We start from the raw sequence: 24,658 nt of genomic DNA on the forward strand, positions 1-24,658 counted from the left end.
GCCGCAGCCTAACCGTTCGTCGGCGCCCAGCGGGCCGCCGTCCGCGGGCCGACGCCCAGTGCGAGCGCCGCCGCCAGATCCTCGCCGGTGTCCACGTCCCGGCGCACCGAATCCACCCCCGCGAGCCGGATTTCCACCGCCCCCGACGACAAATGCCGGCGGCGCGACGCACCCCCGAAAGCGGGCCGCAATTCGAACCCGGAATCGGCCGAAAGGAAAGTCGTACCGATATCCGCGGCGTCCGCGAGAAATGCCCGGGGGAATTGTTCGGCCGCCGCCAGGACCCGGTCCAGCTCGGCCGGCCGCAGCGCCGGCAGATCCGCGTTGAGGGTCGCCACCCGCGCACCCGGCCGCCCCCGCCGCACCTCGCGCGCCCCGTGCGCCAGCGCCGCGTTGAGCCCGGCCCCGGGGAAGTCCGGCACGATCCGCGCGCCCAGCGCCGCCAGCGCCACCGAGGCCACCGGGTCGTCCGTGACGAGCACCACATCCCGCACCCGCGGGCAGGTCAGCGCCGCCGCCACCGTGTCCTGCGCGAACGCCAGCGCCAGCCGCGGCCGCAGCCGCTCCCCGGACACCGCGGCGAGCCTGCTCTTCGCCAGCGCAAGGGGCTTCAACGGCACGACCAGGGACCAGCCCCCGTCCGGATCGGTGTTCATCGCCGTCCATTCTGTCGCGACGGCCGCGTGACCCGGAGGGCCGGGCTCCGAACCGGGGCGTACGGTGTTCTCGACAGACCAGGAGCATGGGGCGACACTTGACCCCCTGCACGCCCAGTCCCAGAGGAAGGTGTTCGAGTGTCCCGCCGCAGAATCGGCTTCTGGTACCGCCTGGCGGCGGCCATCGCAAAACCGCCGCTGGTGGTTCTGTTCAAGCGGGACTGGCGCGGAACGGAACACATCCCCGCCGACGGCGGCTTCATCACCGCGGTGAACCACAACTCGTATCTGGACCCGCTCTCCTACGCGCACTACCAGTACAACACCGGCCGGGTCCCGCGCTTCCTCGCCAAAGCCGCCCTCTTCAAGGGCTCGTTCGTCGGCATGATGCTGCGCAACACCGGCCAGATCCCCGTCTACCGGGAGACCACCAACGCCCTCGACGCCTTCCGCGCCGCCGTCGACGCCATCGAGCGCGGCGAATGCGTCGCCTTCTACCCCGAGGGCACCCTCACCCGCGACCCCGACATGTGGCCCATGGCCGGCAAGACCGGCGCCGCCCGCGTCGCGCTGATGACCAAGGCCCCGGTGATCCCGGTCGCCCAGTGGGGCGCCAACCTGGCGATGCCGCCGTACGCCAGGGAGGACAAGTTCAACTTCTTCCCGCGCAAGACGCTGATCGTGCAGGCCGGACCCCCGGTCGACCTCTCCCGGTTCTACGGCGAGGAGCCCACGCCGGAGGTCCTGCGGGAGGCGACCGAGGTCATCATGGCCGCGATCACCGCGCTCCTGGAGGAGGTCCGCGGCGAGCAGGCGCCCGAGAGCCCGTACGACCACCGCCAGGCCAGGCTGGAGCAGCGGCGCAAGGCCGCAGGAGAGGGAAGCAAGTGAGTCGTCCCGTCAAGGCGGCGGTCTTCGGCACGGGCTCGTGGGGCACCGCGTTCGGCATGGTCCTCGCCGACGCCGGCTGCGAGGTGGTCCTCTGGGGCCGCCGCGCCGAGCCCGTCGACGCGATCAACACCACCCGCATGAACCCGGACTATCTGCCCGGCATCGCCCTCCCGGCCAACCTGCGGGCCACCACCGACCCCGCCGAGGCCGCCCGCGACGCCGACTTCACCGTCCTCGTCGTGCCCTCGCAGACCCTGCGCGCCAACCTCGCCGACTGGGCGCCGAAGCTGGCCCCGCACACCGTGCTCGTCTCCCTGATGAAGGGCATCGAACTCGGCACCGCCAAGCGGATGAGCGAGGTCATCACGGAGGTCGCGGAGGTGCCCGCCGAGCGCGTCGCCGTGCTCACCGGCCCCAACCTGGCCAAGGAGATCGCCGCCCGGCAGCCCGCCGCCTCGGTCGTCGCCTGCGCCGACGAGACGGTCGCCCAGCGGCTCCAGAGCGCCTGCATGACCCCGTACTTCCGCCCGTACACCAACACCGACGTCGTCGGCTGCGAACTCGGCGGCGCGGTCAAGAACGTCATCGGCCTCGCCGTCGGCATCGCGGACGGCATGGGCCTCGGTGACAACTCCAAGGCCACGCTCATCACCCGCGGCCTCGCCGAGACCACCCGGCTCGGCCTCGCCATGGGCGCCGACCCGCTGACCTTCTCCGGACTGGCCGGCCTCGGCGACCTCGTCGCCACCTGCTCCTCGCCGCTCTCCCGCAACCACACCTTCGGCACCAACCTGGGGCGCGGGATGAGCCTGGAGGAGACCATCGCGGTCACCAAGCAGACCGCCGAGGGCGTCAAGTCCTGCCAGTCCGTGCTCGATCTGGCCCGCCGCCACGGCGTCGACATGCCGATCACCGAGACGGTCGTCTCCATCGTCCACGAGGGCAAGCCGCCGGTGGTCGGCCTCAAGGAGCTCATGTCCCGCAGCGCCAAGGCCGAAAGGCGCTGACCGGGGGAGGGGTCGTGGAGGCTCGCACGGCCTTCTCGGCCGGGGGAGGACCGTCAAGGTACGCTCATCGCGTTATGAGCGAGAACATCCAGAGCCCCCGCAAGCCGCGCGTGGCCGTCGTCTTCGGCGGCCGCAGCTCGGAGCACGCCATCTCCGTCGTCACCGCCGGCGCCGTCCTGAGCGCCATCGACCGGGACAAGTACGACGTGCTGCCCATCGGCATCACCACGGAGGGGCGCTGGGCCCTGACGGCCGACGCCCCCGAGCGGATGGCCATCGCCGACCGCAAGCTGCCGAGCGTCGGCGAACTCGCCGAGTCCGAGACCGGCGGCGTGGTCCTGCCCGTCGACCCGGCCGACCGCGAGGTCGTGCTCACCGAGCCCGGCACCGTGCCGAAGGCGCTCGGCGAGGTCGACGTCGTCTTCCCGATGCTGCACGGCCCGTACGGCGAGGACGGCACCCTGCAGGGCCTGCTTGAGCTCTCCGGCGTCCCGTACGTCGGCGCGGGCGTGCTCGCCTCCGCCGTCGGCCAGGACAAGGAGTACATGAAGCGGGTCTTCGTCTCCTTCGGCCTGCCGGTCGGCCCGTACGTCGTGGTGCGGCCGCGCGAATGGGAGCAGAACCCGGCCGCGGCGCGGAAGAAGATCGTGGAGTTCGCCGCCGACCACGGCTGGCCGCTCTTCGTGAAGCCGGCCCGCGGCGGTTCGTCCGTGGGCATCACCAAGGTCGACGACCTGGGCGGCCTGGACGAGGCGATCGAGGAGGCCCGCCGCTACGACCCGAAGGTCGTCGTCGAGTCGCTGATCCGCGGCCGTGAGATCGAGTGCGGCGTCCTGGAGTTCGAGGACGGCCCGCGCGCCAGTGTGCCCGCCGAGATCCCGCCGGTCACCGACCACGACTTCTACGACTTCGAGGCCAAGTACATCGATTCGGCCTCCGGCATCGTCCCCGCGCCGATCGGCGACGACGCCACCGCCGAGATCCAGCGTCTCGCCGTCGCCGCGTACGAGGCCGTGTCCTGCGAGGGCCTGGTCCGTGCGGACTTCTTCCTCACCGAGGACGGCGAGTTCGTCATCAACGAGATCAACACGATGCCGGGCTTCACGCCGATCTCCATGTACCCGCGGATGTGGCAGGAGAGCGGGGTCTCGTACCCGGAGCTCGTCGACCGCCTCATCCAGGCGGCGCTGACGCGGTCCACCGGACTGCGCTAGAGCCGCGAGAAGGCCCGCGGGGGGAGTTACAGGCTCTTCGGAACCGTCTTCGCGACCGGTTCCGCGAGACCGATCAGCGGGCCCGAGTCATGGGTGAAGCGCTCGTCCAGCGTCACCTCGACGTACGTCTTCCGGTACGTCGAGGTGAAACGGGGAGCACCGGACCGCTGCACCTCCAGCAGCCAGCCGACCCCGTTCACGTCGAGACCCGACGCCTGGGGATCGCTCATCTTTTCGGGCCGCGGAACCCCGCAGCGCAGTACGATCGCCCCGTCCCCCCAGGCCGCGGTCAGGTCCGACTCCGGTTCCGCTTCGCTCCGGTCGAAACCCGACAGGGTCTGCGGAAGCGCGTCGTGCAGCGCACGGCAGTAGCCGGCCTCCTCGGCCGGCGGGCTGGGAACCGGGACCGACGCCGCCGCGTCCGTCGGGGAGCAGCCCGCGACGGCCGGCAGCAGCACGGCGGCGGCCAGCGCGGCGACGGGCAGAGCGAAGGGCCGGTGGGAAGTCATCACCGGCCAAGGGTAGACGGGGGCTACAGATGCACGATCGGACAGGTCAGGGTACGGGTGATCCCCTCCACCTGCTGGACCTTGGCCACCACCATCCGGCCGAGCTCGTCGACGGTGTCGGCCTGCGCGCGGACGATCACGTCGTACGGGCCCGTCACGTCCTCTGCCTGGATCACCCCCGGGATCTCGGAGATGGCTGCGGCGACGAGCGACGCCTTGCCCACCTCGGTCTGGATGAGGATGTACGCCTGTACCACGGAACCTCCAGGGCGGCCGCGAAAATGATGACGAGGCTCGTTGCGGGGAGCAGAACCCGATGTAAAGGTTCGCCACGTTACCGCGTCCCCGAGCGCAGCGGGGAGACCCGCGCGGCCGTGGGGGCGCGCGGTGTGGCGTACGCACGACAGAAGTTGACGGTCTACTCGACCGTACCCATGGCAGTGACGGCTCGCGACCCCAATTTCGGCCCCGGTACGGGCGCGGGGGACACGAGCACGACGACACGAGGTGAGGCGCGGTGAAGGGCACAGTCGGCGAGCTGGGGGAGTTCGGGCTCATCAAGGAGCTCACCTCGCGGCTCACCGCCACCCCGGCGGTACGGATCGGACCCGGCGACGACGCGGCCGTCGTCTCCGCGCCCGACCGGCGCGTGGTGGCCAGCACGGACATCCTGCTCGAAGGACGGCACTTCCGCCGCGACTGGTCGACGGCCTACGACGTCGGCCGCAAGGCCGCCGCGCAGAACCTCGCGGACATCGCGGCCATGGGCGCCGTGCCGACGGCGCTGCTGCTCGGGCTCGTCGTCCCGGCCGAACTGCCGGTGACCTGGCCGGTCGAGCTCATGGACGGGCTGCGGGACGAGTGCCAGGTCGCGGGCGCGGCCGTGGTGGGCGGCGACGTCGTCCGGGGCGACACGATCACCGTGTCGATCACCGCGCTCGGCGACCTGCGCAACCACGAGCCCGTCACCCGCGGCGGCGCCCAGCCCGGCGACGTCGTCGCGTACACCGGATGGCTCGGCTGGTCCGCCGCCGGCTACGCGGTGCTCTCCCGGGGCTTCCGTTCGCCGCGGGCCTTCGTCGAGGCCCACCGGCGGCCCGAGCCGCCGTACCACGCGGGCCCCGCCGCGGCCGGGCTCGGCGCGACCGCCATGTGCGACGTCAGCGACGGGCTCATCGCCGACCTCGGGCACATCGCCGAGGCCAGCAAGGTCCGGATCGACCTGCGGTCCGGGCTCATCGACATCCCGAGCCAGATGAACGACATCGGCCAGGCCGTCGGCGTCGACCCGCTGCAGTGGGTGCTCACCGGCGGCGAGGACCACGCCATCGTGGCCACCTTCCCGCCGGACGTGAAGCTGCCGGCGCGGTGGAAGGTGATCGGCGAGGTCCTCAACCCGTCCGCGCTGCCGCAGGTGACGGTGGACGGCGCGCCGTGGCACACGAAGGGCGGCTGGGACCACTTCGGGGGAACGGAGTGACCTCGCGTCCCCCCGGCGCGGGCCCGCTGCCGCTCGTGCTGACCGTCGCCGGGTCCGACTCCGGCGGCGGGGCCGGGATCCAGGCCGACCTCAAGACCATGCTCGCGCTGGGAACGCACGGCATGAGCGTGATCACCGCCGTCACCGCGCAGAACTCGCTGGGCGTCCAGGGCGCGTGGGAGCTGCCCGAGGAGGCCGTACGGGCCCAGTACCGTGCCGTCGTCGACGACATCGGCGTCCAGGCCGTGAAGACCGGCATGCTGGCGTCGGCGGTGCTGGTCGAGACGGTGGCCGAGCTGCTCGCGGCCGGCTCCGCCCCGGTGGTCGTCGATCCCGTGGGCGTCTCCAAGCACGGGGACGCCCTGCTGGCCGCGTCCGCGCTGGAGTCGGTGCGGACGAAGCTGCTGCCGCTCGCCACCGTCGCCACGCCCAACCTCGACGAGGTGACACAGCTCACCGGGGTGCGGGTGCGGGACGAGGGCGACATGCGGGCCGCGGCCGACGCCGTGCTGGCGTACGGGGCGCGGTGGGCGCTGATCAAGGGCGGGCATCTGCCCGGCGCCGCCGAGGCCGTCGACCTGCTGACGGACGGGGCCGAGGAGCACTGGCTGCGGGCGCCCCGGTACGACAACCGGCACACCCACGGGACCGGGTGCACGCTCGCCTCCGCGGTGGCGGCGGGGCTGGCCAAGGGCCTGACCGTGCCGGAGGCCGTACGAGAGGCCAAGGAGTACGTGACGGGCGCGATCGCGGCCGGCTTCGCACTGGGCGGCGGGATCGGCCCCGTGGACCACGGGTGGGAACTGCGCCGCTGAACCGCGCCGCCGAACCCGTCCCGGACATGGCGAAAGGCCGGTTCACCGAGGTGAACCGGCCTTCAAGGCAACCGCAGGGGCTGCGCTACGACGAAACGTCGGCGTTAGCGCGAGACCTTGCCGGCCTTGATGCACGAGGTGCAGACGTTGAGCCGCTTCGGCGTCCGACCGACCACGGCACGCACGCGCTGGATGTTCGGGTTCCAGCGACGGGACGTGCGGCGGTGCGAGTGCGAAATGTTGTTGCCGAAGCCCGGCCCCTTGCCGCAGACGTCGCAGTTGGCAGCCACGGGTCACTCCAAAGACTTCAGATTTACAGTGAAATCCGGCGCACCGGAATCGGATCAGTGATCTGAAGTGGCTTGCCGGGGGAATGGCCCGGACGGTGCCGGGCAACCGAAGCAGCATACAACGGCTGCTCCCGTGGAACGAAACTACCATGTCGTCCCCGGGCCCCGCCCCCGGTCTCCTCGGCGGCCGGGTCTAACCTGCGGTGCAGCCCCGCCGCCGCCCCAGGCCACCCAGCAGGAGGATCACCAGGTGCCGCAGACCGCGCAGAACCTCGACGCCGCAGCGGTCCGGACCTGGTGCTCCCTGTCACTGGCGGCGCTCGGGCGCGAGCGCGAGGCGATCGACGCGATCAACGTCTATCCCGTGGCGGACGGGGACACCGGGACCAATCTCTATCTGACGGTGGAGTCCGCCGCCCGTGCGCTGGACGCTGCGTTCGAGGACGGCGACGTGCCCGATGCGCCCGAGGCCGTGAAGGCCATGGCGCACGGGGCGCTGATCGGGGCGCGGGGGAATTCCGGGACCATCCTGTCGCAGCTGCTGCGTGGCATGGCCTCCGTGCTGGCGGGCGGGCGTGACGGACGTCACCTCGCGCAGGCGCTGACGAGCGCCGCGGACGCGGCCCGGCAGGCCGTGGCGCATCCCGTCGAGGGCACGATCCTGAGCGTGGCCACGGCCGCGTCGGCCGCCGCCTCGCACGCGGCCGAGGGGGGCGGGGACCTCGTGGCGGTGGCCAGGAGGGCGTACGAGGGGGCGCGGACGGCCTTGGAGGCGACGCCCGGACAACTGGCCGTGCTGGAGCGTGCCGGGGTCGTGGACGCCGGTGGACGCGGTCTGGTCATGGTGCTCGGCGCGCTGGTCGAGGCGCTGTCGGGCGAGGCGCAGAGCCCGCTCGCGGCGCTGCACCGGCCGGTCGCGGCCGCCGACGACGACGCCTGCACCGAGGAGGGCGGGCCCGCGTTCGAGGTGATCTACCTCCTGGAGGCCGAGGATGCTGCGGTCGCGCGGCTGCGGGAGCGGCTGGACGGGCTCGGCGAGTCCCTGGTCGTGGTGGGCGGGGACGGGCTCTGGAACGTCCACGTGCACGTCGACGACGCGGGCGCCGCGGTCGAGGCGGGCGTGGAGGCGGGCCGGCCGTACCGGATCCGGATCACGCACTTCGCGGCCGGGGACGCGGGTCGGGTGGAGCAGGTCCAGCGGGCGGTCGTGGCCGTCCTGCCCGGCGAGGGACTGGCCGAGCTGTGCCGGGAGGCCGGGGCGACGACCGTCCTGGCGAAGGCCGGGCGGCCGCCGGCGAGCGGCGAACTGGTGGACGCGATCCTGCGGGCGCACGCGCGCGAGGTCGTGCTGCTGCCCAACGACGCCGACCTGCGGCCCACCGCGGCCGCGGCCGCCGAGCGGGCGCGGGCGGAGGGCGTGCGGGTCGCGCTGATCCCGACAAGGGCCGCCGTGCAGGGCATCGCGGCGCTGGCCGTCCACGAGGCGGACCGGCGGTTCGACGAGGACGTGGTCGCGATGACGGCGGCCGCGGGCGCGACGCGGTACGCCGAACTCGCCGTGGCGGAACGGCAGTCGTTCACCTCGGCGGGGGTGTGCCAGGCCGGGGACGTGCTTGGGCTCATCGAGGGCGACGTGGCCGTCATCGGGCAGGAGCTGGGCGCCACGGCGGTGACGGTCCTCGACCGGATGCTGTCGGCGGGTGGCGAGCTGGTGACGCTGATCGTCGGGGAGAACGCGCCCGAGGAGTTGGCCGCGTCCCTGGAGGCCCATGTGCGGCGCCGCTACCTGGCCGTCGACACGGCCGTGTACGACGCCGGGGCCGGCGGGGCGCCGCTGCTGATCGGGGTCGAGTAGCCGGGCAGGGGCGGGAGCAGTCCGCCGTCGGCCGCGCCGCCGTACGCCCTTGTCGGTGCCGTGGTGTGCAATGGATCCGTGCCTGCGCTCGACGAACCCCTGAAGAAGGTCCTCGGCCCGCCTACCGCCAAGGTCATGGCCGAGGCTCTCGATCTGCACACGGTCGGCGATCTGCTGCACCACTATCCGCGGCGGTACGCGGAGCGCGGTGAGCTGACCGCCCTGTCCGAGCTGCCGCTGGACGAGCACGTGACCGTGGTCGCCCAGGTCGCCGACGCCCGGGTCCACACCTTCAACTCGGCCAAGGGGCGCGGGCAGCGGCTCGAGGTCACCATCACCGACGGCAGCGGGCGGCTGCAGCTCGTCTTCTTCGGCAAGGGCGTCCACAAACCGCACAAGGACCTGCTGCCCGGGACGCGGGCCATGTTCGCCGGCAAGGTGTCGCTGTTCAACCGCAAGCTCCAGCTCGCCCATCCCGCGTACGAACTGCTCCGGGGCGACGGGGACGACGCCGTGGACGCCTGGGCCGGGGCCCTCATTCCGATCTATCCCGCCACCACCAAGCTGGAGTCGTGGAAGATCGCCAAGGCCGTGGACGCCGCCCTGCCCAGCGCCGTCGAGGCCGTCGACCCGCTGCCCGAGGCGCTGCGGGACGGGCGGGGTCTTGTGGGGCTGAGCGAGGCGCTGCAGAAGGTCCACCGGCCGCGGACCAAGGCCGACATCGAGGACGCCCGGCAGCGGCTGAAGTGGGACGAGGCCTTCGTGCTCCAGGTCGCGCTGGCGCGACGTCGGCATGCCGACGGGCAGTTGCCCGCCGTGGCCCGTCGCCCGGTCGAGGGCGGACTGCTCGACGCCTTCGACGCCAAGCTGCCGTTCACCCTCACCGAGGGACAGCAGAGGGTTTCCCGGGAGATCTTCGACGAAATCGCCGCCGAGCACCCGATGCACCGGCTGCTCCAGGGAGAAGTCGGCTCCGGCAAGACCCTGGTTGCGCTGCGGGCCATGCTCGCCGTGGTGGACGCCGGGGGGCAGGCCGCGATGCTGGCGCCCACCGAGGTGCTCGCGCAGCAACACCACCGGTCCGTCACCGAGATGATGGGGGAGCTCGCCGAGGGCGGGATGCTGGGGGGCGCGGAGCAGGCGACCAAGGTCGTACTGCTGACCGGGTCCATGGGAGCCGCCGCGCGGCGGCAGGCGCTGCTCGATCTGGTCACCGGTGAGGCCGGGATCGTCATCGGCACCCATGCGCTCATCGAGGACAAGGTGCAGTTCCACGACCTGGGGCTGGTCGTCGTCGACGAGCAGCACCGGTTCGGTGTGGAGCAGCGGGACGCGCTGCGGGGCAAGGGGAAGCAGCCGCCGCATCTGCTGGTGATGACGGCGACGCCCATTCCGCGGACGGTGGCCATGACCGTCTTCGGCGATCTCGAGACCTCCGTGCTCGACCAGTTGCCGGCCGGCCGGTCGCCCATCGCCAGTCATGTGGTCCCGGCCGCCGACAAGCCCCACTTCCTCGCCCGCGCCTGGGAGCGGGTGCGGGAGGAGGTCGAGGGCGGGCATCAGGCGTACGTGGTGTGCCCGCGGATCGGCGACGAGGAGGAGCCGAAGAAGAAGTCCGCCGAGGACGAGGCCGAGAAGCGGCCCGCGCTGGCCGTCCTGGAGGTCGCGGAGAAGCTCTCCGCAGGCCCGCTGGCCGGGCTGCGGGTCGAGGTGCTGCACGGGCGGATGCATCCCGACGACAAGGACGCGGTGATGCGGCGCTTCGCCGCGGGGGACGTCGACGTGCTGGTCGCCACCACCGTCATCGAGGTGGGCGTGAACGTGCCCAACGCCACCGCCGTGGTGATCATGGACGCGGACCGGTTCGGCGTCTCCCAGCTGCACCAGCTGCGGGGGCGGGTCGGCCGTGGATCCGCGCCCGGGCTGTGTCTGCTGGTCAGCGAGATGCCCGAGGCCACCCCCGCCCGGCAGCGGTTGAGCGCGGTCGCCGCCACTCTGGACGGGTTCGAGCTGTCGCGGATCGACCTGGAGCAGCGGCGGGAGGGCGATGTGCTGGGGCAGGCCCAGTCCGGGGTGCGGTCCAGTCTGCGGATGCTGGCCGTGATCGACGACGAGGAGGTCATCGCCGCCGCCCGCGAGGAGGCGACGGCGGTCGTCGAGGCGGACCCGGAGCTCGACCGGCACCCCGAACTACGGGTCGCGCTGGACGCGCTGCTGGACAAGGAGCGGGAGGAGTACCTGGACAAGGGGTGACCTCGTCCTATCGTTGAGGCACAGACCGCCGCGAAGGACAGGACCCCCAGATGACCCGCGTGATCGCCGGCGCCGCCGGCGGACGCCGCCTCGCCGTGCCCCCGGGCAACGGCACCCGGCCCACCTCCGACCGTGCGCGTGAGGGCCTGTTCTCCACCTGGGAGTCGTTCCTGGGGAGCCTCGCCGGGACGCGGATCGCCGATCTGTACGCCGGGTCCGGTGCGGTGGGCCTCGAGGCCCTCTCGCGGGGCGCGTCGCACGCCTTGCTGGTGGAGGCCGACCAGCGGGCCGTGCGGACCGTGCGGGAGAACGTGCGGGCGCTCGGGCTTCCGGGGGCCGACGTACGGGCCGGGAAGGCCGAGCAGGTCGTGGCCGGGGCCCCGGGAGAGCCGTACGACGTCGTGTTCCTCGACCCGCCGTACGCCGTCTCGGACGACGATCTTCGAGAGATTCTGCTCACACTGCGCTCGGGGGGCTGGCTCACGGAAGATGCTCTCGTCACCGTGGAGCGCAGCACCAGGGGCGGTGAGTTCGTCTGGCCGGCCGGCTTCGAGCCGCTGCGGTCCCGTCGCTACGGCGAGGGAACGTTTTGGTACGGTCGCGCCGCCGCCACGTGCGAAGACGCGCCATGACCGGACCGGAGAGCGAGGGACCCAAGTTGCGCCGCGCCGTCTGTCCGGGGTCATTCGACCCCATCACCAACGGACATCTCGACATCATCGCCCGCGCCTCCAAGCTGTACGACGAGGTGTACGTGGCCGTGATGATCAACCAGTCCAAGAAGGGCCTGTTCACGGTCGACGAACGGATCGAGCTGATCCGTGAGGTCACCGCCGGCTTCGGCAACGTCCGGGTGGAGGCCTTCCACGGACTGCTCGTCGACTTCTGCAAGCAGCGCGACATCCCCGCCATCGTCAAGGGACTGCGGGCCGTCAGCGACTTCGACTACGAGCTGCAGATGGCGCAGATGAACAACGGGCTCACGGGCGTCGAGACCCTGTTCGTGCCGACCAACCCGACGTACAGCTTCCTGTCGTCGTCGCTGGTCAAGGAGGTCGCGGCCTGGGGCGGCGACGTCGCCCACCTGGTCCCGCCGGCCGTGCTCTCGCGGCTCACCGCGCGGCTCGCCGAGCGGCGCTCGCAGGAGTGACCTTGCGCCACGGACGCTGACAGTCCGTCACTCGGTGTCGGAGCGGCGGCGACTGCGCTTACAGTCGTCCCGTCCGTCTCCAACCGGCTGTAGAGAATGGCGAGCACCAGGTGGACGTGCAGAAGAAGCTCGACGAGATCGTCTCGGCGGTACAGAGCGCCCGCTCCATGCCCATGTCGGCGTCCTGCGTGGTCAACCGCGCCGAACTGCTCGCCATGCTCGAAGAGGTGCGGGAGGCCCTGCCGAACTCCCTGGCGCAGGCCCAGGAGGTCATCGGCGACAGCGCGCTGATGGTCGAGCGGGCCCGTCACGAGGCCGAGCGGATCATCGAGGCGGCGCACGCCGAGCGCGGCTCGCTCGTCTCCGACACCCACATCGCCCGGGAGTCCCAGGGCGAGGCCGACCGGATCCTCACCGAGGCCCGCCGGGAGGCCGAGGAGATCCGCACCGAGGCCGACGACTACGTCGACTCCAAGCTGGCCAACTTCGAGGTCGTGCTCAACAAGACCATCGGCTCCGTCGACCGCGGCCGCGAGAAGCTGCTCGGCCGCGGCCCGGGCCTCGACGAGCACGGGTACGCCGACGAGGACGCCCCCGAGTACAGCTCCGACCCGCAGACGCTGATCCAGCGCGCGGACGACTACGTGGACGCCAAGCTGGCCGCGTTCGAGGCGGTGCTCAGCAAGACCCTGGAGGCGGTCGGCCGGGGCCGGCAGAAGCTGCACGGGCGGATCGCCACGGACGCGCTCGGCGAGCACATCGCCCTGCAGGACGCGGCCGGGAACCCGGTGCACACGAGCGACGCGGACTATCTGTCGCAGCTCGCCCAGCTGGCCGACCCGGAGCCGCAGTCGCAGCCGCAGCCTCAGTCACAGCAGCAGCCTCAGCCCGTGGCGCAGATCCCCGTGCAGGCCGATCCGTACGGCTACCAGCAGCAGCCCCAGTACGGGTACCAGCAGGACCCCTATGCGTACCAGCAGCAGACCGCGGACCCGTACGCGTACCAGCAGCAGCCGGAGCAGTACTACCAGCAGCCCCAGCAGCAGCCCGCCGCGCTCGACGAGACCAGCTTCTTCGACACGAGCATGATCGACTTGGAGCAGCTGCGCCGTTACGAACAGGGGCACTGAGCCCGGATTGGGCCCTGAGCGAAGCGTCCAGTATCCTGGCTGTTCGGTCGCGCGTATGCCCGCGATCCGCGCTGCCCGCTTCGTCCCCGGATTCGAACGCGGCAGTCTCCTCACGAACCGAAAGCAGGAAGAGCCCTGAGCACGCGCCTCGACCACCGCAACCCCCTCGTGTTCGACACACACGAGCTGGGGCGGCGTCCTGGTGCCCTGCAGCGGCTCTCGCGGACGGTCGAGGCCCCTCGCGACCTCGGTGTCGAAGGAGTCGTCGGGGTGCCGCAGGGCACGCCCGTCGAGCTGGAACTCCGCCTGGAGTCGGTCATGGAAGGGGTGCTCGTCACAGGCACCGCCCGTGCATCGGCCGAGGGGGAGTGCGTAAGGTGTCTGGAGCCCGTCGAGCTCGACCTCGACGTGGACTTCCAGGAGATGTTCTCGTACCCGGACTCCGACGACCGGGGCCGCTCCAGGGCGGCCGCGGACGAGGAGACCGAGGACGACGAGAGCATGATCCCCCTCGAGGACGGCATGTTCGACCTCGAACCCGTGCTGCGCGATGCGGTGGTGCTCGCACTGCCGATGCAGCCGGTGTGCCGGGAGGACTGTGAAGGTCTGTGTTCCGAATGCGGAATCAACCTGAACGACAACCCGGACCACCACCACGACGCCGTCGACATCCGTTGGGCGGCACTGCAGGGACTCGCCGGTTCGCTGGGAACCGATGAGAAGGACAACATGAGCGGCAAAGCCTCTGACGGGGACGTCCGAAGCGCCGCCGAGAAGCAGGAGAAGTAGCCGTGGCTGTTCCGAAGCGGAAGATGTCGCGCAGCAACACGCGCCACCGCCGGTCGCAGTGGAAGGCTGCGGTCCCCACCCTGGTTTCGTGTGAGCGTTGCCAGGAGCCGAAGCAGCAGCACATCGCGTGCCCGAGCTGCGGCACCTACAACAAGCGCCAGGTCCTCTCGGTCTGAGTGGCTGGTGAGAGGCACGATGTCTGAGTCCGACAAGACGGACCACGCCTCGTCCCACACGCTTCTGGAAGGGCGGCTCGGGTATCAGCTCGAGTCCGCCCTTCTGGTGCGTGCGCTGACGCACCGCTCCTACGCGTACGAGAACGGCGGTCTGCCCACCAACGAGCGTCTCGAGTTCCTCGGGGACTCCGTGCTCGGCCTGGTGGTCACGGACACGCTGTACCAGACCCACCCCGACCTGCCCGAGGGCCAGCTGGCCAAGCTGCGGGCCGCGGTGGTCAACTCGCGTGCGCTGGCGGAGGTCGGCCGCGGCCTCGATCTCGGTTCCTTCATCCGGCTCGGCCGGGGCGAAGAGGGCACCGGGGGCCGGGACAAGGCGTCCATCCTCGCCGACACCCTCGAAGCGGTGATCGGCGCGGTCTATCTCGACCGGGGCCTCGACGCGGCGTCCGAGCTGGTCCACCGGCTCTTCGACCCGCTGATCGAGAAGTCCTCGAACCTCGGTGCCGGCCTGGACTGGAAGACCAGCCTCCAGGAGCTCACCGCCGCGGAGGGTCTCGGCGTTCCCGAGTACCTCGTCAGCGAGGAGGGTCCGGACCACGAGAAGACCTTCACTGCTGCCGCCCGCGTCGGTGGTGTCTCGTACGGCACCGGCACCGGCCGCAGCAAGAAGGAAGCGGAGCAGCAGGCCGCAGAGTCGGCCTGGACGGCCATCAAGGCCGCCGCGACCGAGCGGGAGGCGGCGGCCAAGGCCGCGGCCGAGTCCGCCGGGCCGGAGCAGGACGGCGGGGCGCCGAAGCCCGCCGACCTTCCCTCGGCCTGATCCTTCGAACCATCCGCCCGCCCCTTCCGAGGGGCGGGCGGACTCGTTTCCGGGGGCTCGCGGGGCGGCGGTAGGCTGCGGACATCCGTTCCCCGGTGAGGAGAGTGTGTCGTGCCCGAGCTGCCCGAGGTCGAGGTCGTCCGCCGGGGGCTCGAACGCTGGGTCGCCGCACGGACCGTCGCCGAGGTCGAGGTCCTGCACCCGCGCGCGGTGCGCCGGCATCCGGCGGGCGGCGTGGACTTCGCGGCCCGGCTGACCGGCCACCGGCTCGGGACGGCGATGCGCCGGGGCAAGTACCTGTGGATCCCGCTGGCGGACACGGACGCCTCCGTGCTGGGACATCTGGGCATGAGCGGCCAGCTGCTGGTGCAGCCGCACGACGCGCCCGACGAGAAGCACCTGCGGATCAGGGTGCGGTTCGACGACGACCGGGGCACGGAGCTGCGCTTCGTCGACCAGCGGACGTTCGGCGGGCTCTCCCTGCACGACAACACCCCGGACGGACTGCCGGACGTCATCGCGCACATCGCCCGCGACCCGCTGGACCCGGCGTTCGACGACGGCGCGTTCCAGACCGCGCTGCGCGCGCGGCGTACGACGATCAAGCGGGCGCTGCTCGACCAGTCGCTGATCAGCGGCGTCGGCAACATCTACGCCGACGAAGCGCTGTGGCGGGCCAAGCTGCACTACGAGCGCCCCACCGCGACCCTCACCCGCCCCCGCTCCGCGGAGCTCCTCGGCCACGTGCGGGACGTGATGAACGCGGCGCTGGCCGCCGGCGGCACCAGCTTCGACAGCCTGTACGTGAACGTGAACGGCGAGTCCGGCTACTTCGACCGGTCCCTGGACGCGTACGGGCGCGAGGACGAGCCCTGCCGCAGGTGCGGCTCGCCCATGCGGCGCCGGCCCTGGATGAACCGCTCCAGCTACTTCTGCCCCCGCTGCCAGCGGCCGCCGCGCTAGCGCGTCAGGACGTGCGCGTCTCGTCGTAGCTCTGCCGGGCCGCGAGCACCTCCGGCATCCGCCCCTCGACGAGGGCGATCAGCTCCACCAGCCGCTCGGCGACGGACGCGCCGAGCGGGGTCAGCCGGTAGTCCACCCGCGGCGGGTTGACCGGCTGTGCCTCCCGGTGCACCAGTCCGTCCCGCTCCAGCGCGTGCAGCGTCTGCGCCAGCATCTTCTCGCTGACCCCGTCGACCCGGCGGCGCAGCTCGTTGAACCGGAACGAGCCCGCGTGCAGTGCGGCGAGCGTCAGCGCCCCCCACCGTCCCGTGGCGTGCTCCAGCGTCTCGCGGGAGGTGCACCCGCGGGCGAACACGTCGAAGGCGAGGCTTCTGTCCGTCATGCCTTCAGCTTACGTGCGCACAGCGCTCACCGACGGTGAGCGCTGTGCGCTGTGCTGTGCTGCGGGTCCGGTCAGACGCCGAAGTCCTGCGTCCACCAGGGGCCGCCGTCGGCGTAGTGGACGCCGACGCCGAGACGGGTGTAGTCGCAGTTCAGGATGTTGGCGCGGTGGCCGTCGCTGTTCATCCACGCGGCCATGACCGCAGCGGCGTCCGCCTGGCCGCGGGCGATGTTCTCGCCGCCGAGGCCGAGGACGCCCGCCTGCGCGGCGCGGTCCCAGGGGGTGTCGCCGTCCGGGTCGGTGTGGTCGAAGAAGGCGCGGTTCGCCATGTCGGCGCTGAACGCGCCGGCCAGCCGGCCGAGCGAAGGGCTCGCGGAGACGGCCTGGCAGCCGACCCTGGCGCGCTCGGCGTTCACCAGGCGCAGCACCTCGGACTCGGCGGCCACGTCGCGGGCGGTCTGCACCGGGACGGTGACGCGCTTCGTCGGCTTCCTGGTCTCCGTGGTCTTCCGGGGCTCCGGCGCCTTCGTGGGCTCCGAGGTCGCCGTCTTCGTCGGCTTCGGGGCCGCGGGCTTGCTCGGCTTCGCCGACGGGGTCGGCTTCGCGGTCTTCGCCGGGGTCTTGGCCGGCGTCTTCGTCGCGGTCTTCGTCGGCGTCGGCTTGGGCTTCGGCGCGGCGGTGCTCGGGGTGCGCGGCGCCGCCGATGCGGACTGCGACGGGGTCACGCTCGCGCCGCCCTGCTGGGTGAGCAGCTCCGCCAGCTTCCGCTGCTGCGCCTGCGTCGTCTTCTCCGCCCCGCCCACGTCGAACGTGTCGCCGCCGGGCAGCAGGCCCGACGCGACCGCGACCGCGCCGACGGCCACCGCGGCGGAGACGCCGAGCAGCCCGGTGCGCACGGGCCTGCTGCCGCGCTTCCGTCGATGGCGTCCCATGTGCTCCGCCTCCTGTTCCTGACCGACTCGTGATCGCTTCGTGTGCGACTGTCAATTCGACACGCCCGAACGGGTGAGTCCATTGCGTCGGGACTGTACGCGAAGACGGCCGGGGGTGGGGTGCTCCGTGGGGAATTGGACGGTTAGCGTGCAGCCATGAACGAACATGTACGGCTCACCGCCTGGGTGCGCGGCCGAGTACAGGGAGTGGGCTTCCGATGGTTCACCAGGGCAAACGCCCTGGACATCGGCGACCTCGTGGGCTTCGCCCTGAACCTCGACGACGGCCGGGTGCAGGTCGTGGCCGAGGGCCCGAGTGAGAATTGCCACCGTCTCCTCGACTGGCTGCGCTCCGGCGACACGCCCGGCCGCGTCGACGGCGTCACGGAGATCTGGGGCACACCGCGCGGCGGCTACGACGGCTTCGCGGTCCGCTGACGGCCCGCCCGCGTGTACTCCGCCCGGCCGGTCCCACGGGGCTGCCGGGCGGAATCATGCGCCGTCCGTGCGCCGGTGCCGCGCGCCCCCTGGGACGGAAACGGCCTGGTGATTGCCGAGAAGCACTTGTCAGGCCGCGCCCGGCGAGGAAGGATGATCTCCACGCCCCCCGGGCACCGAGTTGCGAGGCGCCGCCACATGCGTATGTGGCCGCGGACCCCCCGGTCGCCCGTTGATACGGGGTGTGATCGTGTTGACCGTCAAACTTTTTGGTGAGACTCTGGAAGCCCCGCGCACCTTAGCTGTTTGGCAGTAAGAACCGGCACGACAAGAAGTACTGCCGAGCACCGCGGGTGCGAATCCCTCACGACCCACACCGCATCGGTCGGTCACTCAGTGTGGAGGACCATCCATCATGGCAAAGGCGCTTCTCGGTTACGTCGGCGGCTCCGACCCGCGACTCCTCGCCGAGATGCGACGGCTCCAGCAGCGCGTCCAGGACCTCGAGTCCGAACTCGTACGGATCCAGTCCGAGAACGACGCGCTCACCGCCGCCGCCGCTCAGCTCGACCTCGACGTACCCAAGGCGGAGCCTGCGCTCACCTGACGTACCAGCTGCCCCTCAACGGGCGCAGGTGAGAAACACTCACGCTATCTGCAACGCTAGATATGCAAGGGGCGCCTCGGCGTCCCTTCTTTCTTGCCCGCAGCCGTCCGTGGCCCCCCGACATCCCCGTTCACCGGGCGTTCGCCCGGGCTTACCGACTGATCTGCCCTGCACGTTCATGGGTGAAACGCGGGCTCCCCGGTAGAGTCCGCAGGCGTGCACCTCAAGGCCCTGACCCTCCGCGGGTTCAAGTCGTTCGCCTCGGCCACCACGCTGAGGTTCGAGCCCGGGATCACGTGTGTCGTCGGGCCGAACGGCTCCGGCAAGTCCAACGTGGTGGACGCGCTGTCCTGGGTCATGGGCGAGCAGGGTGCGAAGTCGCTGCGCGGCGGGAAGATGGAGGACGTCATCTTCGCCGGCACGACCGGGCGGCCGCCGCTCGGCCGCGCCGAGGTCTCGCTGACGATCGACAACTCCGACGGCGCGCTGCCCATCGACTACGCCGAGGTCACCATCACCCGGATCATGTTCCGGGGCGGCAGCAGCGAGTACCAGATCAACGGCGACACCTGCCGGCTGCTCGACATCCAGGACCTGCTCTCCGACTCCGGCATCGGCCGCGAGATGCACGTCATCGTCGGCCAGGGCCAGCTCGACTCCGTGCTCCACGCCGACCCCACCGGGCGGCGCGCCTTCATCGAGGAGGCGGCCGGCGTCCTCAAGCACCGCAAGCGCAAGGAGAAGGCGCTGCGGAAACTGGACGCGATGCAGGCCAACCTCGCCCGCGTCCAGGACCTCACCGACGAACTGCGCCGCCAGCTCAAGCCGCTCGGCCGGCAGGCCGCGGTCGCCCGCCGCGCCGCCGTCATCCAGGCCGACCTGCGCGACGCCCGGCTGCGGCTGCTCGCCGACGACCTCGTACGGCTGCGCCAGGCGCTCAGCGCCGAGGTGGCCGACGAGGCCGCTCTGCTCGCGCGCAAGCAGAGCGTGGAGACGGAGCTGAAGGCGGCGCAGGCCCGCGAGGCCGAGCTGGAGGACGAGGTGCGGCGGCTCGCGCCGAGGCTCCAGCGCGCCCAGCAGACCTGGTACGAACTCTCCCAGCTCGCCGAGCGGGTGCGCGGCACGATCTCGCTGGCCGACGCCCGGGTCAAGAGCGCCACCGCGCAGCCCGCGGAGGAGCGGCGCGGCCGCGACCCCGAGGACATGGAGCGCGAGGCCGCCCGGATCCGCGAGCAGGAGGCGGAGCTGGAGGCCGCGCTCGAAGCGGCCGAGCGGGCCCTGGAGGACACCGTCGCCCACCGCGCCGAACTGGAGCGCGAACTCGCCGTCGAGGAACGCCGGCTCAAGGACGCCGCCCGGGCCATCGCCGACCGCCGCGAGGGCCTGGCCCGGCTGCACGGGCAGGTCAACGCCGCCCGCTCGCGCGCCGCCTCCGCCCAGGCCGAGATCGACCGGCTGGCCGCCGCCCGGGACGAGGCCGCCGAGCGCGCGGCGGCGGCCCAGGAGGAGTACGAGCAGCTCAAGGCCGAGGTCGACGGGCTGGACGCGGACGACTCCGAGCTGGGGGAGCGGCACGAGACGGCGCGGGCCGCGCTGGCCGACGCGGAGGCCGCGCTGAGCGCCGCACGCGAGGCGGCCACCGCCGCCGAACGCCGCCGGGCCGCGACCCAGGCCCGCCACGAGGCGCTCGCGCTGGGGCTGCGCCGCAAGGACGGCACGGGCGCGCTGCTCGCCGCCCGCGACACCCTGACCGGTCTGCTCGGCCCGGCCGCCGAGCTGCTCCACGTCACCCCCGGGTTCGAGGTCCCGGTCGCCGCCGCCCTCGGCGCGGCGGCCGACGCCGTCGCGGTCGCCGACCCCCGCGCCGCCGCCGAGGCGCTGCGCCTCCTGCGCAAGCAGGACGCGGGCCGTGCGGCGCTGCTGGTGACGGGGGCGGAGGAGCCGGCCGGAGCGCCGGACGCCGACGGGCTCGCCCCCGTCGCCCGGTACGTCCAAGGGCCCGCCGAACTCCTCGGCTCCGTACGGCGGTTGCTCGACGGGATGGTGGTCGTCGGGACGCTGGAGGAGGCCGAGGAGGCCGTCTACGCGTACCCCCGGCTGACCGCCGTCACCGCCGAAGGGGACCTGCTCGGGGCACACTTCGCGCACGGGGGCTCCGCGGGCGCGCCGAGCCTGCTCGAAGTGCAGGCGTCCGTGGACGAGGCCGCGGCCGAACTGGACGAGCTGGCCGTGCGCTGCGCCGAGCTTGGCGAGGCGCAGGAGGCCGCCGCCGAGAACCGCCGGGCCGCCGCGGCGCTCGTCGAGGAGCTGGGGGAGCGGCGGCGCGCCGCCGACCGGGAGAAGTCCGCGGTCGCCCAGCGGCTCGGCCGGCTCGCCGGTCAGGCCCGCGGGGCCGTCGGCGAGGCCGAGCGAGCCGCCGCCGCGGCGGCCCGCGCCCAGGACGCCCTGGACAAGGCGCTGATGGAGGCCGAGGAGCTGACCGAGCGGCTGCTCGTCGCCGAGGAGTCGCCGGCGGAGGAGGAGCCCGACACCTCCGTGCGCGACCGGCTCGCCGCCGACGGCGCCAACGCCCGCCAGACCGAGATGGAGGCCCGGCTCCAGGTCCGTACCCACGAGGAGCGGGTCAAGGGCCTGGCCGGCCGGGCCGACTCCCTCGACCGCGGTGCGCGCGCCGAGCGCGAGGCCCGCGCCCGCGCCGCCCAGCGCCGCGCCCGGCTCCGGCACGAGGCCGAGGTCGCGGCGGCCGTCGCCGCCGGCGCCCGTACGCTGCTGGCCCATGTCGAGGTCTCCGTCGTCCGCGCCGAACAGGAGCGCGCCCTCGCCGAGGCCGCCAAAGCCGCCCGCGAGCAGGGCCTGGCCCAGGCCCGTACCGGCGGCCGCGACCTGAAGGCCGAGCTGGACAAGCTCACCGACTCCGTCCACCGGGGCGAGGTCCTGGGCGCGGAGAAGCGGCTGCGGATCGAGCAGCTGGAGTCCAAGGCCCTTGAGGAGTTCGGCGTCGAACCGGCCGGCCTGGTCGCCGAGTACGGCCCCGACCAGCTCGTCCCGCCGTCCCCGCCCGCCGAGGGCGAGGAGCTCCCCGAGGACCCCGACCACCCGCGCAACCGGCCCCGCTCGTTCGACCGGGCGGAGCAGGAGAAGCGGCTCAAGGCCGCCGAACGGGCGTACCAGCAGCTCGGAAAGGTGAACCCGCTCGCCCTGGAGGAGTTCGCGGCGCTGGAGGAGCGCCACCAGTTCCTCTCCGAGCAGCTCGAGGACCTGAAGAAGACCCGGACCGACCTCCTGCAGGTGGTGAAGGAGGTCGACGAGCGCGTCGAGCAGGTCTTCACCGAGGCGTACCGGGACACCGCCCGCGAGTTCGAGGGCGTGTTCTCCCGGCTGTTCCCGGGCGGCGAGGGCCGGCTCGTCCTGACCGACCCCGACAACATGCTCACCACCGGCGTCGACGTGGAGGCCCGCCCGCCGGGCAAGAAGGTGAAGCGGCTCTCGCTGCTCTCCGGCGGCGAGCGCTCGCTGACCGCCGTCGCTCTGCTCGTCTCCATCTTCAAGGCCCGGCCCAGCCCGTTCTACGTGATGGACGAGGTCGAGGCGGCGCTCGACGACACCAACCTCCAGCGGTTGATCCGGATCATGCAGGAGCTCCAGGAGTCCTCGCAGCTGATCGTGATCACGCACCAGAAGCGGACGATGGAGGTCGCCGACGCGCTGTACGGCGTCTCCATGCAGGGCGACGGCGTCTCGAAGGTCATCAGCCAGCGGCTGCGCTGAGCAGGCCCCCTCCGGCGCTTCGTTCCGAAGTGGTGGGCGGCGTCGAGTTGTGCCCCACTGGAAGGCACGCCCCCGTCACCCGGCAACGCCGCCCGGGCCCTCAGGAGTCCATGTGACCAACACCGCGAAGGCGCCTCAGCCGCCGCCCTCCGAGGGCCGAGCGGCCCATCCGGAGCATCTCGGACACGTCATCTTCATCGCCGCCTCCGCGGCGATGGGCGGCTTCCTCTTCGGGTACGACAGCGCCGTCATCAACGGCGCCGTCGAGGCGATCCGCGACCGGTACGACATCGGCTCCGGCACGCTCGCCCAGGTCATCGCCATCGCCCTGATCGGCTGCGCCGTCGGCGCCGCGACCGCCGGCCGGATCGCCGACCGCATCGGCCGCATCCGCTGCATGCGGATCGCGGCGGTGCTGTTCAGCGTCAGCGCCGTCGGCTCCGCGCTGCCGTTCGCGCTGTGGGACCTCGCGATGTGGCGGATCATCGGCGGCTTCGCCATCGGCATGGCCTCGGTGATCGGCCCCGCGTACATCGCCGAGGTCGCCCCCGCCGCCTACCGCGGCCGGCTCGGCTCCTTCCAGCAGGCCGCCATCGTCACCGGCATCGCGATCTCCCAGCTCGTCAACTACGCCATCCTGCAGCTCGCCGACGGTGATCAGCGCGGTGAGATCGGCGGCCTGGAGGCCTGGCAGTGGATGCTCGGCGTCATGGTCGTGCCCGCCCTGCTGTACGGCCTGCTCTCCTTCGCGATCCCCGAGTCGCCGCGCTTCCTGGTGGCCGTCGGCAGGACCGACCGGGCCAAGGAGGTGCTCGCCGAGGTCGAGGGCCACGGCGTCGACCTCGACCACCGCGTCGCCGAGATCCGGCTGGCCATGCGCAGCGAGCACAAGTCCACCTTCAGGGACCTGCTGGTCGCCGGCAGCCGCCACCGGCTGCTGCCCATCGTGTGGGTCGGCATCGGCCTGTCGGTCTTCCAGCAGCTCGTCGGCATCAACGTCGCCTTCTACTACTCCGCGACGCTCTGGCAGTCCGTCGGCATCGACCCGGAGGGCTCCTTCCTCTACTCCTTCACCACGTCGATCATCAACATCATCGGCACCGTGATCGCGATGGTCCTGGTCGACCGGGTCGGCCGCCGGCCGCTCGCCCTCGTCGGCTCCGCCGGCATGGCGATCGCGCTGGCCGTCGAGGCCTGGGCCTTCTCGTACGACCTCGTCGACGGCAAGCTGCCCACCGCACAGGGCGTCACGGCCCTCGTCGCCGCCCATGTCTTCGTGCTCTTCTTCGCCCTGTCCTGGGGCGTGGTCGTCTGGGTCTTCCTCGGCGAGATGTTCCCCAACCGGATCCGCGCCGCCGCCCTCGGCGTCGCCGCCTCCGCCCAGTGGATGGCCAACTGGGCGATCACCGCCAGCTTCCCGTCCCTCGCCGACTGGAACCTCTCCGGCACCTACATCATCTACACGGTCTTCGCCGTGCTCTCGATCCCCTTCGTGCTGCTCTACGTCAAGGAGACGAAGGGCAAGGCGCTGGAGGAGATGGGCTGAACGGCTACGCGGTGAGCCGGGGCAGCGCGTTCTCGCAGAGCAGCCGCAGACTGCGCCAGCCCTCCTCGACCGGCATCCCGCCGCACAGCGGATGGAAGACGAGACTCTCCAGGCGCTGCCCCAGCTCCACGCACTCGTCCGGCGTCACGATCCGGTACACGCCCTCCGCCCGCAGCTCCGCCACGGTCGAGGCGGTCGACCGCACGGCGCTGCGGATGTCCTTCGACTGCCAGGAGGCGTACGTCCGCGCCTCGTGCAGGAAGTGCTCCCCGTACTCGGCCCAGGTCCGGTCGGGGTCCTCCGACAGATGGAGCAGCGGCGTCTCGGCGCCCGGCATCATCGTCCAGCCCTCGGTCCCGTACCGCGCGCACTGCTCCGTGTAGTACGTCTCCAGCTCCGGCAGGTGCGCGCTGGGGAAGAACGGCAGCCCGAGCCGGGCCGCCCGCCGGGCCGCGGCCTGCGAGGAGCCGCCGACGAGCAGCATCGGATGCGGCCGGGTGTACGGGCGCGGCGTCACCCGCACCGTACGGCCCCGGTAGGTGAACGGCTCGCCCGTCCAGGCCTGCAGCAGCGTCTCCAGGAGCAGGTCCTGGAGCTTGCCGCGGCGGCCCCAGTCGACGCCGTGCGCCTCGTACTCCTCCGGCCGGTAGCCGATGCCGGCGACCGTGACCAGGCGGCCCCTGCTCATCAGGTCCAGGACGGCGATCTCCTCGGCGAGCCGCAGCGGGTCGTGCAGCGGGCCGATGATCGCGGAGACGGTGACCGCGATCCGCTGCGTGGCCCCGAAGACGCCGGCGGCGAAGGCGAAGGGGGCGGGGAGCCAGTTGTTCACGGCCCCGTGGTGCTCCTCGGTCTGCACGGTGTCGACGCCGTGACCGTCCGCGTACACGGCCATGTCCAGGGCCGCGCGATAGCGCAGGGCGAGTGATTCGGGCGTGGCGTGCGGATCGACGAGATTGAACCGGACGACGGTGAACGGCATGG

25 protein-coding genes are annotated in these 24,658 nt (G+C 72.2%); 18 read left to right on the top strand and 7 right to left on the bottom strand.

What is annotated here, in order from left to right:
• Window positions 1-8 precede the first annotated feature (8 nt).
• On the bottom strand, window positions 9-656 hold the full coding sequence (gene cofC / locus ACGFMM_RS06350) for a 2-phospho-L-lactate guanylyltransferase (RefSeq protein ID WP_393643646.1): 648 nt from the start codon (window positions 654-656) through the stop codon (window positions 9-11).
• 138 nt (window positions 657-794) lie between these two features.
• Between cofC and ACGFMM_RS06355 the strand changes: the two genes are divergently transcribed.
• The 3 genes from ACGFMM_RS06355 to ACGFMM_RS06365 all read left to right on the top strand — a co-directional run bounded on the left by ACGFMM_RS06355 (window position 795) and on the right by ACGFMM_RS06365 (window position 3,768).
• Window positions 795-1,547, top strand: a complete 753-nt coding sequence (locus tag ACGFMM_RS06355; RefSeq protein WP_393643648.1) for a lysophospholipid acyltransferase family protein — start codon at window positions 795-797, stop codon at window positions 1,545-1,547.
• Window positions 1,544-2,554: an NAD(P)H-dependent glycerol-3-phosphate dehydrogenase gene (locus tag ACGFMM_RS06360; protein WP_393643649.1), complete on the top strand. Its 1,011-nt coding sequence runs from the start codon at window positions 1,544-1,546 to the stop codon at window positions 2,552-2,554. The genes ACGFMM_RS06355 and ACGFMM_RS06360 overlap by 4 nt, the downstream gene beginning before the upstream one ends.
• 74 nt (window positions 2,555-2,628) lie before the next feature.
• On the top strand, window positions 2,629-3,768 hold the full coding sequence (locus ACGFMM_RS06365) for a D-alanine--D-alanine ligase family protein (protein WP_393643650.1): 1,140 nt from the start codon (window positions 2,629-2,631) through the stop codon (window positions 3,766-3,768).
• A gap of 26 nt (window positions 3,769-3,794) precedes the next feature.
• On the opposite strand, the gene ACGFMM_RS06370 is transcribed toward ACGFMM_RS06365, so the two are convergent.
• Complete coding sequence (locus ACGFMM_RS06370; RefSeq protein ID WP_393643769.1) at window positions 3,795-4,277, bottom strand: DUF3515 domain-containing protein; 483 nt, start codon at window positions 4,275-4,277, stop codon at window positions 3,795-3,797.
• 23 nt (window positions 4,278-4,300) lie between these two features.
• Window positions 4,301-4,534: an Lrp/AsnC ligand binding domain-containing protein gene (locus ACGFMM_RS06375; RefSeq protein ID WP_318102882.1), complete on the bottom strand. Its 234-nt coding sequence runs from the start codon at window positions 4,532-4,534 to the stop codon at window positions 4,301-4,303.
• 260 nt (window positions 4,535-4,794) lie between these two features.
• Here ACGFMM_RS06375 and ACGFMM_RS06380 point away from each other — a divergent pair, with 260 nt between their 5' ends.
• Window positions 4,795-5,757, top strand: a complete 963-nt coding sequence (locus ACGFMM_RS06380) for a thiamine-phosphate kinase (RefSeq protein ID WP_393643652.1) — start codon at window positions 4,795-4,797, stop codon at window positions 5,755-5,757.
• Complete coding sequence (gene thiD, locus ACGFMM_RS06385; RefSeq protein ID WP_393643653.1) at window positions 5,754-6,572, top strand: bifunctional hydroxymethylpyrimidine kinase/phosphomethylpyrimidine kinase; 819 nt, start codon at window positions 5,754-5,756, stop codon at window positions 6,570-6,572. Before ACGFMM_RS06380 ends, thiD begins: the two co-directional genes overlap by 4 nt.
• A gap of 104 nt (window positions 6,573-6,676) precedes the next feature.
• On the opposite strand, the gene rpmB is transcribed toward thiD, so the two are convergent.
• Window positions 6,677-6,862, bottom strand: coding sequence for a 50S ribosomal protein L28 (rpmB, locus tag ACGFMM_RS06390; protein WP_003957616.1), 186 nt, complete (start codon window positions 6,860-6,862; stop codon window positions 6,677-6,679).
• A gap of 250 nt (window positions 6,863-7,112) precedes the next feature.
• Between rpmB and ACGFMM_RS06395 the strand changes: the two genes are divergently transcribed.
• From ACGFMM_RS06395 to mutM, 9 genes are all read left to right on the top strand, one after another.
• A complete protein-coding gene (locus ACGFMM_RS06395; RefSeq protein ID WP_393643655.1) occupies window positions 7,113-8,717 on the top strand; it encodes a DAK2 domain-containing protein in 1,605 nt (534 codons plus the stop codon).
• Window positions 8,718-8,852: 135 nt separating this feature from the next.
• Entirely contained in the window at window positions 8,853-10,970 is a 2,118-nt protein-coding gene (gene recG, locus ACGFMM_RS06400) for an ATP-dependent DNA helicase RecG (RefSeq protein ID WP_393643771.1), read from the top strand.
• Window positions 10,971-11,020: 50 nt separating this feature from the next.
• A complete protein-coding gene (gene rsmD / locus ACGFMM_RS06405) occupies window positions 11,021-11,602 on the top strand; it encodes a 16S rRNA (guanine(966)-N(2))-methyltransferase RsmD (RefSeq protein WP_393643657.1) in 582 nt (193 codons plus the stop codon).
• Between the two features lie 26 nt (window positions 11,603-11,628).
• Complete coding sequence (gene coaD / locus ACGFMM_RS06410; RefSeq protein WP_393643772.1) at window positions 11,629-12,120, top strand: pantetheine-phosphate adenylyltransferase; 492 nt, start codon at window positions 11,629-11,631, stop codon at window positions 12,118-12,120.
• A 110-nt stretch (window positions 12,121-12,230) separates the two neighbouring features.
• A complete protein-coding gene (locus ACGFMM_RS06415; protein WP_393643659.1) occupies window positions 12,231-13,250 on the top strand; it encodes a cell division initiation protein in 1,020 nt (339 codons plus the stop codon).
• A gap of 135 nt (window positions 13,251-13,385) precedes the next feature.
• A complete protein-coding gene (locus ACGFMM_RS06420) occupies window positions 13,386-14,039 on the top strand; it encodes a YceD family protein (protein WP_393643773.1) in 654 nt (217 codons plus the stop codon).
• Window positions 14,040-14,041: 2 nt separating this feature from the next.
• Entirely contained in the window at window positions 14,042-14,215 is a 174-nt protein-coding gene (gene rpmF / locus ACGFMM_RS06425) for a 50S ribosomal protein L32 (RefSeq protein WP_030496967.1), read from the top strand.
• A 19-nt stretch (window positions 14,216-14,234) separates the two neighbouring features.
• On the top strand, window positions 14,235-15,038 hold the full coding sequence (gene rnc / locus ACGFMM_RS06430) for a ribonuclease III (RefSeq protein ID WP_393643661.1): 804 nt from the start codon (window positions 14,235-14,237) through the stop codon (window positions 15,036-15,038).
• 111 nt (window positions 15,039-15,149) lie between these two features.
• Window positions 15,150-16,001 (top strand): bifunctional DNA-formamidopyrimidine glycosylase/DNA-(apurinic or apyrimidinic site) lyase, encoded by an 852-nt coding sequence (gene mutM, locus ACGFMM_RS06435; RefSeq protein WP_393643663.1) that lies wholly within the window; start codon window positions 15,150-15,152, stop codon window positions 15,999-16,001.
• 4 nt (window positions 16,002-16,005) lie between these two features.
• On the opposite strand, the gene ACGFMM_RS06440 is transcribed toward mutM, so the two are convergent.
• Both ACGFMM_RS06440 and ACGFMM_RS06445 read right to left on the bottom strand, forming a co-directional pair.
• The gene (locus ACGFMM_RS06440; protein WP_393643665.1) at window positions 16,006-16,383 is read right to left on the bottom strand and encodes a winged helix-turn-helix transcriptional regulator; all 378 of its coding nucleotides are present in this window, start codon (window positions 16,381-16,383) and stop codon (window positions 16,006-16,008) included.
• Window positions 16,384-16,454: 71 nt separating this feature from the next.
• On the bottom strand, window positions 16,455-17,315 hold the full coding sequence (locus ACGFMM_RS06445; RefSeq protein WP_393643667.1) for a CAP domain-containing protein: 861 nt from the start codon (window positions 17,313-17,315) through the stop codon (window positions 16,455-16,457).
• Window positions 17,316-17,471: 156 nt separating this feature from the next.
• Between ACGFMM_RS06445 and ACGFMM_RS06450 the strand changes: the two genes are divergently transcribed.
• The 4 genes from ACGFMM_RS06450 (at window position 17,472) to ACGFMM_RS06465 (ending at window position 23,674) form a co-directional block, all read left to right on the top strand.
• Window positions 17,472-17,753, top strand: coding sequence for an acylphosphatase (locus ACGFMM_RS06450; RefSeq protein WP_393643668.1), 282 nt, complete (start codon window positions 17,472-17,474; stop codon window positions 17,751-17,753).
• A 415-nt stretch (window positions 17,754-18,168) separates the two neighbouring features.
• A complete protein-coding gene (locus tag ACGFMM_RS06455; RefSeq protein WP_393643669.1) occupies window positions 18,169-18,360 on the top strand; it encodes a hypothetical protein in 192 nt (63 codons plus the stop codon).
• 216 nt (window positions 18,361-18,576) lie between these two features.
• Entirely contained in the window at window positions 18,577-22,128 is a 3,552-nt protein-coding gene (smc, locus tag ACGFMM_RS06460; RefSeq protein WP_393643671.1) for a chromosome segregation protein SMC, read from the top strand.
• Window positions 22,129-22,240: 112 nt separating this feature from the next.
• On the top strand, window positions 22,241-23,674 hold the full coding sequence (locus ACGFMM_RS06465) for a sugar porter family MFS transporter (RefSeq protein WP_393643672.1): 1,434 nt from the start codon (window positions 22,241-22,243) through the stop codon (window positions 23,672-23,674).
• Between the two features lie 4 nt (window positions 23,675-23,678).
• Here ACGFMM_RS06465 and ACGFMM_RS06470 read toward each other — a convergent pair whose 3' ends face one another.
• Window positions 23,679-24,656, bottom strand: coding sequence for an LLM class flavin-dependent oxidoreductase (locus tag ACGFMM_RS06470; protein WP_393643674.1), 978 nt, complete (start codon window positions 24,654-24,656; stop codon window positions 23,679-23,681).
• Between the last annotated feature and the right edge of the window lie 2 nt (window positions 24,657-24,658).

The sequence above is a fragment of the Streptomyces sp. NPDC048604 genome (assembly GCF_043199435.1).
Lineage (GTDB): Bacteria > Actinomycetota > Actinomycetes > Streptomycetales > Streptomycetaceae > Streptomyces.